Source organism: Parapedobacter flavus (assembly GCF_035818675.1).
Classification (GTDB): domain Bacteria; phylum Bacteroidota; class Bacteroidia; order Sphingobacteriales; family Sphingobacteriaceae; genus Parapedobacter; species Parapedobacter flavus.
Genome location: NZ_JAYKZZ010000017.1, coordinates 109,153 through 121,891 on the forward strand (window position 1 = coordinate 109,153; position 12,739 = coordinate 121,891).

The window sequence follows — 12,739 nt, forward strand, 5'->3', positions numbered from 1 at the left end:
GCCTGTGGAGACATCCGTTTCATTATTGAAATTCAACATGCTGACCGCCGAAGCAAATACCATCCCCGAACCCGATGCCAGCGAGCGTTTCGCACCTTTATTGCGCCGCAACAAGCTCAAGGTAACACAGCCCCGCCTACGGGTACTGCAAATCATTTCCGAAAAGGAAACGGCCATCTCCCAGCCCGAGCTGGAAAAAGTCCTGGGCAACTCGATCGACCGGGTAACCCTCTACCGCGTGCTGGCTACCTTCGAAGAAAAAGGTATCCTTCACAAGATCTTCGACCTCCACGGCACGGCAACATACGCGCTCTGCTCCACGGAGTGCGACGAGCACCACCACCACGACGAGCATGTGCATTTCATCTGCAAGACGTGCAACAGCATCTATTGCTTAGAAGATTTCAAGATGCCCAAAATCAACCTACCCGATGGGTACCAACTGCATTCCGTCGGCGTCAACGCCGTAGGGCTTTGCGCGCAGTGCAGCGCTCAAAAATCCCGCTAAAACCCCCTTATCTTCTTCCGCTAAAAGGAAAAATATACGAATATCATAATGCTGAAAGACAGTTTATTGCTTTATTCATATAAAGCCGAACTTTCTATCCGATTTTTAGCTAATACCAACTTTCCGTACCCACCACCGCACACACCATTCCCAACTCCCTGAAAACCGCTATTTTATGGCTAAAATAAAAACACATCATACGCTAAAGCAGCCAGTCAAACACATTCAATTCATTTAAAAACATTTGTTTATAGCAATCACCTAAACAAAATGATATCATGATGATTTTAGCACCAATTTCACATCGAGCCCCAACCCGTGGACGCATGAATATTTTCGTAATTTAGCGGGGTGATCACATGGGCAGCGAGACAATGGCAGCGATTCATCAGCTTCTGCAAAACGAGGAGGGGTGCCACCGTTCTCGTGGTGGCCACAACGTTGCTTATACTTTTCTACCTGTCGCTTCCGAAGCCACTCTTCCGCTCCCCTACCTCATTCGTCATTGAGGATGCATCGGGCAAACTACTCGCCGCCTCCATCGCAGCCGATGGCCAATGGCGCTTCCCGGCTACGGAGAAGGTACCGGAAAAGTTCGCCAAATGCATCACCACATTCGAAGATAAACGTTTCTATTACCATCCCGGCATCGACCCCATCGCGCTGGCGCGGGCCATCAGGCAGAATATCGTTGGCAGGCGTGTCGTCAGCGGCGGCAGCACCATCACCATGCAGGTGATCCGCATGAGCCGCGACCAAGATCGTACGCTTTGGCAGAAACTCATCGAGGCGTTCCTGGCTGTTCGCCTGGAAGTAGGCTACAGCAAAGCCGACATCCTGGAGCTCTACGCCGCAAACGCCCCGTTTGGTAGCAACGTGGTAGGGCTCGACGCGGCGGCTTGGCGCTACTTCGGCCGCGCACCCGACCAGCTGTCGTGGGCAGAAACCGCCGTACTGACGGTATTGCCCAATGCACCGGCACTCATCCATCCGGGGCGCAACCGCTCACAGCTCCTCAACAAACGCAATAATTTACTGGATAAGTTGGCAACTACCGGTACCATCGACCAGCAAACGGCCGACTTAGCCAAGCTGGAACCCCTGCCCGACAAACCCCACCCGCTGCCGCGGCTCGCACCCCACCTGCTGGAACGGTTCAAACAAGAATACCCCACGCTCGACCTGCATACCACCCGCGTGGCCACCACCATCGATGCCGCCTTGCAACAGCAGGTTGCCGACATCGTAGACCGCTATCACCGCAACCTCAGCGCCAACGGCATCCAAAATGCTGCTGCACTGGTTCTGGAGGTAGAAACCGGCAAGACCCTAGCGTACATCGGCAATGTGCACACCCCGCAAAATAGCGCAGCCGAAAGCCAGGTCGATATGATTACGTCGCTGCGAAGTCCGGGCAGCACGCTGAAACCCATGCTTTACGCAGCCATGCTTACCGACGGACTGATCCTGCCGAATACGCTCATTGCCGATGTGCCTACCCAGATCGGCGGTTATGCGCCGCAAAATTATGACCTCGGGTATGATGGCGCCATACCGGCTTCACAGGCACTGAGCCGATCGCTCAACATCCCGGCAGTGAAGATGCTACAGCAATACAAATACCAGCGCTTCCACCCGTTCCTGAAATCCGTGGGCATCCGCACCCTCGACCGGCCCGCCGATTTCTATGGCCTGTCGATGATTTTGGGCGGATGCGAAGTAACGCCATGGCAACTGGCTGGTACCTATGCCAGCATGGCCCGGACGCTAAACCACTACGAAAGGTATAACGCCAACTACAACCCGGCCGACTACCACGACCCCTTTTACCTCGAAAGCGCATACGAGCCGCCCGGAGAGGCTACAGAACGGGCCTCGGCCATCGACCACGCCTCACTCTACTTCACCTTCCAGGCCATGAATGAGGTGATGCGTCCCGGCGAAGAAACCCTTTGGGAACAGTTCGCCTCCTCCAAGAAAATCGCCTGGAAAACGGGCACCAGCTTCGGCTTCCGCGACGGGTGGGCGGTGGGGCTCACCCCTTCGTACGTGGTATGCGTATGGGTGGGCAATGCAGATGGCGAAGGGCGACCCGGCCTGACGGGCATCAACACCGCTGCCCCCATATTGTTCGACATCTTCGACCTGCTGCCTGCACCGGGATGGTTTACCCCTCCCCTGGATCGTATGGTACAAACCGCCGTTTGCGGCCAGAGTGGCCACCTTGCCGGGCCCGATTGCCCCAACCCCGACACACTATACATCCCCGTACCGGGCCACCGCTCTACCGTATGCCCCTACCACCGGACCATACACACCAACCGCGAGGGCACCTTCCGCGTAACGGCCGACTGCTCCCCACCGGGCGACATCGTCGCCGCCAAATGGTTTATCCTGCCACCGGCCATGGAATACTATTACAAGCCGCGGCATAGCAACTACCACGAGCTGCCTCCCTATGCACCGGGATGCACCGATGGTTCACAGGGGCTGGTGATGGAAATGATTTATCCGAAAAATAATGCGAGAATTTATATACCTTTAGAAATTGATGGCGAGCGCGGGCAGGTAATTTTCAATGCGGCCCACCGCAAACGCGGCAGTAAGATATTCTGGCACCTGGACAACACATTTGTCGGCGAAACGGAAACGTTCCACCAATTGGCGCTGGAAATACCACCGGGAGAACATCGCATCACCCTGGTCGACGAGGACGGCATGCGCATCAGCCAGCGATTTGAAATCTTAGCGAAATAGTGAACGAACAATGCTCGAAACGGTCGACCTGCAACAAGTGATGGTACTGGATATCGAAACGGTAAGCCAAAAGGCTACGTTTGACGAGCTGCCCGATCATTTCAAGGAACTGTGGGCCCATAAAGTACGCCATACGCTGGAAGCGGATCAAACTGCTGCCGATGTATATCCCAACGCGGGCCTGCATGCCGAGTTCGGCAAAATCATCTGCATATCCGTAGGCGTGTTCCATCAGCGGCAGGGACAGATGGGCTTCCGCCTGAAGTCGTTCGCCCAACCGGATGAACGGGAATTACTGGCCGATTTCTCCAGCCTGCTGCAAACCCAACCGCCTAACCTGATGCTTTGCGGCCACAACGGCAAGGGCTTCGATTTCCCTTACCTGTGCAAGCGGATGATCATCAACGGACTGCCCCTGCCCACTCAACTGGACATATCAGGCAAAAAACCCTGGGAAATCAACCACCTGGACACGATGGAGCTCTGGCGGTTCGGCGACTTCCGTAGCTACATCTCGCTCAACCTCATGGCGGCAGCTTTGGGCATCCCGTCGCCCAAAGATGATATCAGCGGCGCCGACGTGTACGGGGTGTACTATAATGAAAACGATTTGGAGCGCATCCGTGTGTATTGCGAAAAGGATGTCCTCACCACGGCACAAATCTTGCGGCGTTTACGCAATGAACCGCCCATCGCGCAAGACGCCGTTAGCTATGCGGGTTGATGGGAGACAATAGACAACAGACGTGAGACAACAGATGTGAAACGTGAGACATTACACAGCAAACTATAAGAGGGAGTCTATGAACAAGTAAGCTCATTAAGGAAGCTCACTTGCTCACAAGCTCACTTGCTCACAAAAAAACAAAAAGCAGAAAAGCATAAAATGGCAAACAAAAAAAACAACGCATTCAAACACGTACTTACCCAACTGATTTTCGACCTCATCGAGAAGTCGGGCAATAAGGCGATGAACTATAAACAGGTGGCTGCCAAACTGAACCTGGCCGATAACGAATCACGCGATGCTATCCGCGACATCCTCCAGGAGGAAGCCCGCACCGGCGGACTGTTTAAAGAAGTGGAAAAAGGGAAATACGCCCTCAAGGAACTTAAAGCTTTCGTTATCGGGAAAGTGGACATGACGGCCGACGGGTCGGCATTCATCGTGCCCGAAGACGAGCTGGAGGACGACATATACATCGCGCCGCGGAAGTTGCGCCAAGCGCTGCATGGCGACCGTGTAAAGGTGCATACCTATGAAAAGCGGCGCGGCAAACGCAAAGAAGGCGAAGTGGTGGAAATACTGGAACGTGCACGCACGGAGTTTACCGGTACGATCGCCATATCCCCCCGCTTCGCATTCCTCAATGCGGACGATCGGAAGATGCTGCACGACATCTTTGTGCCACTGGCCGACCTCAACGGGGCCAAAGACGGCGAGAAAGTCGTGGTAGCCATCACGGAATGGCCGCGCGACGGCAAGAATCCCGTAGGCAAGGTCACCTTCGTGCTGGGTAAAAAGGGCGAGAACGATACCGAAATGAATGCCATCCTCGTCGATTTCGGCTTCCCACTTGAATTTCCCAAAGCAGTGGAAAAAGCGGCTACCGATTTCAGCGCCGAAATACCAGCCGAAGAAATCGCCAAGCGCCGCGATTTCCGCGGGACGACTACCTTTACCATCGATCCCGAAGATGCCAAGGACTTCGACGATGCTATTTCGTTCGAGCAACTCCCTAACGGCCATTACGAAATCGGTGTACACATTGCCGACGTGAGCCACTTCATGCAGCCCGACTCGCCGCTCGATAAAGAAGCCTACGAACGCGGCACCTCCGTTTACCTGGTAGACCGCGTCATCCCCATGCTCCCCGAGCGCCTGTCGAACGACCTGTGCTCCCTCCGGCCGAACGAGGACCGACTTGTGTTCTCGGCCGTTTTCGAAATGGATAGCGACGCCAACGTCGTTAAAGATTGGTTCGGAAAAGGCATCATCCATTCCGACCGCCGGTTCAGCTACGAGGAGGCGCAGGAAATCATCGAACAGCAATCGGGCGAGTTCAGCACCGAGCTGCGCACCCTCAACAACCTGGCCTATATCCTGCGTGAACGCAAATTCAAGCACGGCGCCATCAGCTTCGAAACCACCGAGGTGAAATTCCACCTCGATGCAGCCGGCAAACCGTTGGGCGTGTACGTGAAGGAACGTAAAGATGCCCACAAACTCATCGAAGATTTCATGCTGCTGGCCAACAGGCGCGTAGCCGAATTCATCGGCAAACAGGGCCAAAGCGGCAATAGGAAAACGTTCGTATACCGCGTGCACGACGTACCCAAAGAAGAAAGCATCACCGCCTTTGCCCAATTCGCGGCCCGCTTTGGTTATAAAATCAATACCAAATCCAGCCGAGAGACCGCCCGATCGCTCAATACGGTGATGGATCAAGTGGAAGGCACCAAGGAGCAGAACGTGCTCACTACCCTCGCCATACGATCCATGGCCAAAGCCATCTATACCACCAAAAAAACCAGCCACTATGGTTTGGCGTTCGACTATTATACGCACTTTACCTCACCCATCCGCCGCTACCCCGACGTGATGGTGCACCGACTGCTTGAGCACTACCTGGCAGGTGGCAAATCGGTCAATGCCGAAGCGTATGAAAAGCAGTGCGAGCATGCCTCACAAATGGAGAAAAGGGCTTCCGACGCCGAACGGGCATCGGTGAAATACAAACAGGCCGAGTTCTTGCAAGAACAGGTGGGCGAAATTTTCACAGGCATCATTTCCGGCGTAACCGAATGGGGCATGTATGTGGAGATTGAGGAAAACAAGTGTGAAGGTATGGTGCGCCTGCGCGACATTACAGATGATTTCTACGCACTGGATGAAAAGAACTATGCCATCATTGGCCAACGGCGCAAGAAACGCTACCAACTGGGCGATGAAGTGCAGATCCGTGTGAAGAAAGTAGACCTCGCCAAAAGGCAGATCGACTTCACCCTCGTTTCCTAGCCGGCACCGCAATTGACCTTTTGACGGCAATTGTCAAATTTCCGTTATTAATGGGGTAGGCTTCGTTATTTTCCACAAATAATGTTTTCCTTTGCCACCCGAATGAACGTTCAATTAAATACGGAAACGACGGCAAAAAAGCGGGCCATCTTCGAGAGTACCTTGCGCCTGATCAAGGATTTTGGCTTCCATGGTACGCCGATGAGCCAAATTGCACAGGAGGCGGGCGTGGCCACAGGAACGATTTACCATTATTTCACTTCAAAAGACGAGCTGATCGTAGACCTCTACCACTACGCCAGGGAGCGCATGCAGTCGGTCATATTCACGGATAACGACCTTGGTTTGCCCTACCCCGAACAGTTTGCCGCGGTGTGGATGACGCTGGTGAAATACTACGTAGCGCACCCGGAAGTGTTGAGTTTCCTCGAACAGTTCTTCTCCTCTCCCTATGTAAAAGACGTTTACCCCGAAGACCGTGTGTGCTTCCAAGATGAAGTGTCGGTATTCCTGAAGCAGGGCGTCCAAGAAGGCTATATCAAGCCCTTGGATATCAACATCATCAGCGCAGCATATATCGGTACCATATCCGCAACGGCCAAACGAAACATCCACGGCCGGTTTGCGTTAAAAGAAGAAGACCTCAAAAAGATGATTGCGATCATCTGGGATGGCATCAAGAATTGATTAGCAATATGACGACAACGGCAAATATGTATTTAAAAAAACTTGTTTACTGCACCCTATTAGTTATCTGCGGAAGTTTTTCTTCGCCATCGCTGGCACAGGAAAGCGCCACTGACTTGCCCGAGCGTGCACGTCTGCAAGACCTGATTGATTTTGCGCTCGACAACCGGGCGACCATACAGCAGGCTCTATTGGATGAGGAAATCGGTGAACGCGAGATCGCCTCGGCTCTTTCGGGATGGTATCCTCAAATCAGTGCTACAGGCACCTATAATTACAACGTAAAAATACCCACCACGGTTATCGGCGACCAGGTGATCGCGATGGGCCAAAACCATTCCAGCGCAGTGGTGCTACAGGCCGACCAGCAACTGCTGAACCCAGGCTTGATACAGGCCGCGAAAGCCGCCCGGTACATTAGGCAACAAAACGCGCTGAACACAGAGAATAGTACCATCAATACCGTGGTGGAAGTAAGCAAGGGCTATTACGACATCCTCACCAGTGAGGAACAGTTGAACATCATCCAGGAAAACCTGGCCCGTATCGAGCGTCAGCTGGCCGATGCAAAGGTGCGTTACGAAACGGGCATCGTAGACAACATCGACTACAAACGGGCAGAAATCACGCTCGCCAACACGAAGGCCGAACAAAAGCGTGTAGCCGAAATGCTCAACTACAAGTATGCCTACCTGAGGGAGCTCATCGGACTTGAAGCGGGGCAACCGCTTTCGCTATCGTTTGAAGATACCGAAATGGAGCAGGAAATCCTGCTGGACACTACCCAAACCGTCGACCTGGAAAACCGCGTCGAATTCAGGCAATTGCAAACCATCAAGCAATTGCAACAGGTAAATACGCAGTACAACAAATGGACGTTCTTACCTAATTTGTCGGCGTTCTATAATTATGCATGGGATTTCCGCGACAACCGGTTTTCGAACCTGTACAACCCGGCTTTTCCTCGGTCAGTATTCGGCCTTACGCTCAACGTACCCATCTTCCAGGGCACTAAACGCATCCAGGAAATCCGGAAGTCCAAGTTGCAGGAAGCACGCATCGATTGGGATATCATCAACTTGAAGAACCAAATCAATACGCAGTACGAAATGGCCATGGCTACCTACAAGGCAAACCTCAACGACTGGACCACCGCTCAGCATAATATGGTGCTGGCCGAAGAGGTGTACAACACCTTGAAACTGCAATACGATGAAGGCATCAAGACGTACCTCGACCTGATGACCGCCGAAACGGATTTGCGTACCGCCCAGATCAACTACCTCAACGCCTTGTTCGCGGTGCTCTCCGGCAAGCTGGAAGTACAGCGTGCGCTGGGCTCGGTATTGGATGGGGAGTGAGATATTAGACATTAGACAACAGACATTAGACAACAGATACGACTATTGACTTATAAACATATGAACAACTTCAAAATAGCCCCTCTCCTCCTCATTGCTGCCGGCCTCGCAGGTGCATGTGGCAACAAGCAACAACAAGCCGGCAGGCCGCAGGCACAGGCCATTCCCGTAACCACGGATGTGGTAACGGAAGAAATCGTGGCGGGAATAGACGCCTATCCCGGAAGCGTGGTACCACTCAATGAAACCGACCTCCGTGCGGAAGTAAGCGGTTACATCACCGCAATCTTCGTGGCCGATGGTGCTTCGGTTTCGAAAGGACAAAAGCTTTATGAAATTGACCGGACACGCTATGAGGCGGCAGCGCAACAGGCCAAAGCGGGTTTAGCCATTGCAGAGGCAAATTTAGACCGCATCACACGCGATGTGGAACGGTACCGTAAACTGGCCGAGCAGGATGCGATTGCGCGGCAGACGCTTGATTATGCCGAAACCGATCTCAACAACGCCGAGGCGCAGGTTGCATCGGCCAAAGCTGCTATGGTGACAGCCACCACAAACCTCAACAGGTCTACGATTGTGGCGCCGTTCAGCGGCACGATTGGCATCTCACAGGTACGCGCCGGTGCCTTAGTAACCGCGGGCAGCACATTGCTCAACACCATCTCGTCTACCAGCCCCATTGCGGTTGATTTTGCCGTAAACCAACGCAACATCCAACAGTTCGTCGCCTTGCAGAAGCAGCCTGATGCCGAAAAGGATTCCGTGGTTACGCTGACATTCGGTGGCGGCGTTGCCTACCCCCTTCCAGGCAGGATCACGGTCATCGACCGTGCGGTAGATGCCAATACGGGTACCATCACCGTGCGTGCAACGTTTTCCAATCCCGACGGCGTGTTGCGGGCGGGGATGAACACCAACGTACGTATCCGAACCACATCAGCCACCAAACAGCTGATTATCCCTTACCAAGCCGTTACCGAGCAGCTGGGGCAATCGGCCGTTTATGTGGTTACAGACAGCAGTACCGTAGAAGAACGCCTGGTTGAACTTGGGGCTAAAGTAGCCGAAAAGGTGGTGGTACGTGAAGGGCTTTCCGTTGGCGATACCGTGGTAACGCAGGGACTGATCAATTTAAGATCGGGGGCTAAAGTTACCGTAAAACAGCCAACCGGGCCAGAACAGTAGGTAAATCACATTGTAGCTCAAGTGTAAAACATGATTTCAGAAGTATTTATAAAAAGACCGGTCACCTCCATCGTGATCTCCATATTGATCACGTTGATTGGCGTCATATCCATTACGACGCTGCCGGTAAGCCAGTATCCCAACATTACCCCCCCTACGGTCAACGTTTCGGCCAACTACACTGGAGCGGATGCCGAAACGGTGGAGCAGACCGTAACCACCTTGATCGAGAGCCAGATCAACGGTACCCCTGGCATGACTTATATGTCGTCTAACAGCACCTCCGATGGGCGGGCGAACATTACCGTTACCTTTGACGTGGGTACCGATATCGATATCGCCACGCTGGATGTGCAGAACCGCGTGGGCATTGCCGAACCGGCGCTGCCTGAGGCGGTGCGCCGCCTGGGGGTAACCACGCGTAAGGCCAACACCGACGTGTTGATGATGATCAACCTGTTTTCGCCCAATGGCACGCGCGACCAGCAGTTCATGAACAACTACGCCAACTTATACGTACGCGACGCGTTGATGCGCGTGAACGGTGTGGGCGACGTGATGGCGTTCGGGCAGCCTTTCAGTATGCGGGTATGGCTCGATGCCGATAAGCTGGCTAACCTCAACCTCACACCGGCCGATATCAATGCCGCCATACAGGAACAGAATATTCGGATGCCGGGGGGTAGCGTAGGTTCGCGACCGCAGCAATCCGACCAGGTATTCGAATTCCCCGTTATTCTCGATGGCGACCTCGACACGGAAGAAGAGTTCAAGCAGATTGTTGTCAAAACCAATACCGACGGCTCTTTGGTGTACCTCGATGATGTAGCCCGCGTAGAGCTGGGCCAATTTGCCTATACCATCACCAGTACCGTGAATGGCCGGGCGGCATCAGGCATGATGATTAACCAGATGCCGGGCAGTAATGCCGTACAAACTGCCGAAGGTATATACGAAGCCTTGGATGCACTGAAAGAGACCTTCCCGAGCGATCTGGATTACACCGTGAGCTACGAAACGGTATCGGTGGTCGAAGCTTCCATCAATGCGGTACTGCATACCCTCATCGAAGCACTTATCCTGGTCACCTTGGTGGTGTTTATTTTCCTCCAAAGTTGGCGGGCCACGCTGATTCCCGTCCTGGCCATTCCCGTATCCATCGTAGGTACGTTTATCTTCTTCAACCTATTCGGCTTCTCCATCAACAACCTCACCATGCTGGCATTTGTGTTGGCCATCGGCATCGTGGTGGATGATGCCATTGTTGTCGTCGAGGCGGTGCAACATCACATCGACAAAAACAAACTCAGCGCGCGGGAGGCGACCCTCCGCGCCATGAAAGAAATTACGGCACCGGTTATTGCCATCGCGCTTATTCTCGCGGCGGTATTCATTCCCGTCGGTTTTATACCCGGTATGGTGGGGTTGCTGTACCAGCAATTTGCCATCACCATCGCCGTTTCCGTGCTTCTATCGGCATTTGTCGCGCTCACACTTACCCCGGCTTTATGCTCCATTATGCTCAAACCGTCGGAGCTCAATGAAAAGTCGACGGGTATGAATAGGTTGTTCTACCGGTTTAACAACTGGTTCGACCGCGTCACCAAGCGCTATTCATCGGGCGTGCGGGCAGCCATTAAGCGTGCACCGATTGTCGTCATCATCCTGGTGTGTCTCTATGTAGGTACTTATGGTTTGTTTTCGGCCAAACCCGCCGGGTTTATCCCCACAGAAGACAACGGGATATTCATAACAGGCATAACCCTTCCCGAGGGTGCATCCGCTACGCGGACCACCGAGGTGTTGGAAGAGATGGAAGCTACGTTTATGGAAGCTTTCCCCGAAATCAATAACATCACGGCCATTAACGGCATCAACCTGCTGAACCGCTCGTTCAAGTCCAATGGAGCCACTTTCTTCGTGCAGTTGAAATCCTGGAAGGAACGCACCCGCACGGCGACAGAGATCTTGGGCCAAATCCAAGGAATGTACCGGGGTTATCCCAAAGCTACCGTTTTGGCCGTTGCTCCACCAGCTATTCCAGGCTTGGGCGCTAGCGGCGGTTTCAGCATGCAGATACTCGACCAGCAGGGTGGCGATATCAAAGATTTCGAGGCTACGGTGGGCAAACTGGTGATGGCGGCGAACCAACGGCCGGAAATCGGCATGGCCTATACGCTGTTCAATTCGAAAACGCCGAATTACGAGGTGACTGTAGACCGGGATCAGGCCAAGAAAATGGGCATCCCCCTCAGCAGTATTTACCAAACGATATCAGGCTATTTGGGTAGCAGCTATGTGAATGACTTTACGCGCTTCGGCAGGAACTTCCGCGTGGTTACTCAAGCGGATACTTCCTACCGGATGGATATCGAAGATATCAATAAACTGTACGTCAAAAACCGGCAGGGCGTGTCTGTACCACTAAGCACCTTGATTTCATACGAAGTGGTGCAAAACCCCTCGATCATCAGTCACTATAACATCTTCCGATCCATCGATGTGGGCGGTAGTGCCGCCCCGGGATACAGTAGCGGCGACGCGCTGAATGCCTTGGAAGAAGTGGCTGCCGAGACCCTTGGAGCTGGGTATACCTATGAGTTTTCGGGATTAAGCTTGCAAGAAAAGGAATCGGGCAATGCAACGATGCAGATCTTTGCGCTCTGTATCATTTTCGTGTTCCTCTTACTGGCAGCACTGTATGAAAGCTGGTCGGTACCGTTCTCTATCTTGCTCTCCGTACCATTGGGTATCTTCGGCGCCATCTTGGTGCTGACCTTCCTCCCCCATCTCGACAATAACGTGTATGCGCAGATCGGGCTGGTGGCCATCATCGGACTGGCAGCCAAAAATGCCATCCTTATCGTGGAGTTTGCCAAAGAGCGGGTAGATATGGGTATGGGACTGCTCAGTGCAACCATCGAGGCGGTCAAGTTACGCCTCCGCCCTATCATCATGACTTCACTCGCATTCATCATCGGTATCATGCCCCTGATGTTTTCCGTGGGTGCAGGCGCTGTGTCGCGGCAAACCATCGGGTGGACGGTCTTCGGCGGTATGCTTATCGCCACCATCATCGGTATCTTCATTATCCCCGTGTTGTTTGTGCTAATTACCAAAATGGCGTATGGCAAGAAAAAACTGGCCGAGCTTAAGGCATCCTACAAGCCCGAAGAACACCGGGATATGTTGCACAGTGATGATGAGGAAGAATAGATT

8 protein-coding genes are annotated in these 12,739 nt (G+C 53.2%); all 8 read left to right on the forward strand.

The window, feature by feature from the left end; genetic code table 11:
* The first annotated feature begins 4 nt into the window (after positions 1-4).
* The 8 genes from U9S71_RS14880 (at position 5) to U9S71_RS14915 (ending at position 12,736) form a co-directional block, all read left to right on the forward strand.
* On the forward strand, positions 5-508 hold the full coding sequence (locus tag U9S71_RS14880; protein WP_326328335.1) for a Fur family transcriptional regulator: 504 nt from the start codon (positions 5-7) through the stop codon (positions 506-508).
* Positions 509-859: 351 nt separating this feature from the next.
* Complete coding sequence (gene pbpC, locus U9S71_RS14885; protein ID WP_326328336.1) at positions 860-3,265, forward strand: penicillin-binding protein 1C; 2,406 nt, start codon at positions 860-862, stop codon at positions 3,263-3,265.
* A 10-nt stretch (positions 3,266-3,275) separates the two neighbouring features.
* On the forward strand, positions 3,276-3,989 hold the full coding sequence (locus tag U9S71_RS14890) for a 3'-5' exonuclease (RefSeq protein ID WP_326328338.1): 714 nt from the start codon (positions 3,276-3,278) through the stop codon (positions 3,987-3,989).
* A 162-nt stretch (positions 3,990-4,151) separates the two neighbouring features.
* Positions 4,152-6,284, forward strand: a complete 2,133-nt coding sequence (gene rnr / locus U9S71_RS14895) for a ribonuclease R (RefSeq protein ID WP_326328339.1) — start codon at positions 4,152-4,154, stop codon at positions 6,282-6,284.
* A gap of 102 nt (positions 6,285-6,386) precedes the next feature.
* A complete protein-coding gene (locus U9S71_RS14900; RefSeq protein WP_326328340.1) occupies positions 6,387-6,971 on the forward strand; it encodes a TetR/AcrR family transcriptional regulator in 585 nt (194 codons plus the stop codon).
* Between the two features lie 8 nt (positions 6,972-6,979).
* A complete protein-coding gene (locus U9S71_RS14905; RefSeq protein ID WP_326328341.1) occupies positions 6,980-8,332 on the forward strand; it encodes a TolC family protein in 1,353 nt (450 codons plus the stop codon).
* A gap of 60 nt (positions 8,333-8,392) precedes the next feature.
* Positions 8,393-9,520 (forward strand): efflux RND transporter periplasmic adaptor subunit, encoded by a 1,128-nt coding sequence (locus tag U9S71_RS14910; RefSeq protein ID WP_326328342.1) that lies wholly within the window; start codon positions 8,393-8,395, stop codon positions 9,518-9,520.
* Positions 9,521-9,550: 30 nt separating this feature from the next.
* Positions 9,551-12,736 (forward strand): efflux RND transporter permease subunit, encoded by a 3,186-nt coding sequence (locus tag U9S71_RS14915; protein WP_326328343.1) that lies wholly within the window; start codon positions 9,551-9,553, stop codon positions 12,734-12,736.
* The last annotated feature ends 3 nt before the right edge of the window (positions 12,737-12,739 follow it).

Bases quoted from the DNA above. Each gene is read 5' to 3' on its own strand.
- U9S71_RS14915 (WP_326328343.1), top strand. From the start codon at position 9,551: ATGATTTCAGAAGTATTTATAAAAAGACCGGTCACCTCCATCGTGATC.
- U9S71_RS14890 (WP_326328338.1), top strand. From the start codon at position 3,276: ATGCTCGAAACGGTCGACCTGCAACAAGTGATGGTACTGGATATCGAA.
- U9S71_RS14910 (WP_326328342.1), top strand. From the start codon at position 8,393: ATGAACAACTTCAAAATAGCCCCTCTCCTCCTCATTGCTGCCGGCCTC.
- rnr (WP_326328339.1), top strand. From the start codon at position 4,152: ATGGCAAACAAAAAAAACAACGCATTCAAACACGTACTTACCCAACTG.
- U9S71_RS14900 (WP_326328340.1), top strand. From the start codon at position 6,387: ATGAACGTTCAATTAAATACGGAAACGACGGCAAAAAAGCGGGCCATC.
- U9S71_RS14905 (WP_326328341.1), top strand. From the start codon at position 6,980: ATGACGACAACGGCAAATATGTATTTAAAAAAACTTGTTTACTGCACC.